Raw genomic sequence first — 1,636 nt, 5'->3', positions numbered from 1 at the left:
CTCATCTGGCGCTTCAGTGTTTCTCAACTGACGGTAGATAGTCTCAACAGCTTCTTTTTCTGAGTTTGAATTATCCTTAGAAAGCGTATTGAAGATAATCGTGTAATCAGTAACGTTTACATCTTCTCTGTGTAGGATAATGGCTTTTGAGCCAGAATCTACAATTACATCAATATCCTCATCAGTAATGATGTGGTCTCTTTCTAATAAAACTTCATTTCTATCGATAGATACTACTTCACCAGTATCTTCATCCACGAAGTCTTCAGTCCAAGTCTTTAGAACTCTTGCAGCTAATTTTCTACCAGAAGCTTTTTTAAGGTCCTTCTTAGTGGCTTTTACTTCTTCAGAAAGGCCGAAAAGATCTAAGATATCTTTATCAGTTCCGTAACCGATAGCCCTGAGGAGGGTAGTTACCGGGAACTTTTTCTTTCTATCGATATAAGCATACATCACGTTGTTTACGTCTGTCGCAAATTCGATCCAAGATCCTTTGAAAGGGATAATTCTTGCAGAATAGAGCTTTGTTCCGTTGGTATGTTTACTTTGTGCGAAGAATACACCTGGTGATCTGTGTAATTGAGATACAATTACTCTTTCGGCTCCATTTATTACAAAAGAACCTTTCTTCGTCATGTAAGGAATATTACCAAGGAAAACCTCTTGCTCGATAGTTTCAAAATCCTCATGATCTTCATCATTACAGGTAAGTTTCAACTTGGCTTTAAGAGGTACAGAATAGGTCAATCCTCTGTCGATGCACTCATCAACTGAGTACTTGGGAGGATCAACTATATAATCGATAAATTCTAATACGAAGTTTTCTCTGGAATCTGTGATTGGAAAGTTTTCAGAAAAAACTTTGAATAATCCTTCTTGTTCCCTTTTTTCGGCTGGAGTTTCCAACTGGAAAAAGTCTTTGAAGGATTGTAATTGTATATCAAGAAAATCAGGATAATCTATTACTTTCTTAATAGATGAGAAATTGATTCTTGAGTTTTCGTTTTTACTAGCCAAAGCTCTAAAAATTTTAATTACAAGATATTGCAAAAAGGCAGTTTTCAGCCTATAAATGTGATTGTTTGTAAAGTATCTACAAACAGGAAAAGACCCCGATCCCGTTCCAAATTTTTTGGCATACGGGAAGGGGTCGCTAATCTATTAGACGAGCAAATAATATGTCGCCAAAGGCTTATTTTAACTCAACCTCAGCCCCAGCTTCTTCAAGCTGCTTTTTAAGACCTTCAGCCTCGTCTTTAGCTACACCTTCTTTAAGTGCGCTAGGTGCTCCGTCTACTAATTCCTTAGCTTCTTTTAGTCCAAGACCAGTAAGTTCTTTTACTAATTTTACGATTGCTAATTTAGCTCCACCTGGTGATTTAAGAATTACATCAAATTCAGTCTTCTCAGCGCCAGCGTCTCCACCGTCACCACCAGCAGCAGGACCAGCAACAACAGCTGCAGCAGCTGCAGGCTCAATACCATGCTCTTCTTTTAGGTACTCTGCTAATTCGTTTACTTCTTTTACTGTGAGTTCAACAAGTTGATCTCCTAGTGCTTTAACGTCTGCCATTTTACTTCTTATTTAATTGTTTTTTGTTTCTAATTAGTTTTCTCTTTCGGACAATGCCTTCAC

At 37.7% G+C, this 1,636-nt stretch carries 1 protein-coding gene and 1 pseudogene; both read right to left on the bottom strand.

Features of this window, described 5'->3' with window-relative positions; genetic code table 11:
* A pseudogene (rpoB, locus tag E1176_RS01295) lies at positions 1-1,017 on the bottom strand (DNA-directed RNA polymerase subunit beta); the annotation flags it as partial.
* Between the two features lie 175 nt (positions 1,018-1,192).
* Entirely contained in the window at positions 1,193-1,573 is a 381-nt protein-coding gene (gene rplL / locus E1176_RS01290; RefSeq protein WP_155208777.1) for a 50S ribosomal protein L7/L12, read from the bottom strand.
* Positions 1,574-1,636 lie beyond the last annotated feature (63 nt).

The sequence above is a fragment of the Fulvivirga aurantia genome, assembly GCF_009711475.1.
In the GTDB taxonomy this organism is placed as follows: domain Bacteria; phylum Bacteroidota; class Bacteroidia; order Cytophagales; family Cyclobacteriaceae; genus Fulvivirga; species Fulvivirga aurantia.
This window is presented reverse-complemented; position numbering and strand designations above follow the sequence as displayed.

Coding starts and splice junctions, on each gene's coding strand:
- rplL (WP_155208777.1), bottom strand. CDS start 1,573: ATGGCAGACGTTAAAGCACTAGGAGATCAACTTGTTGAACTCACAGTA.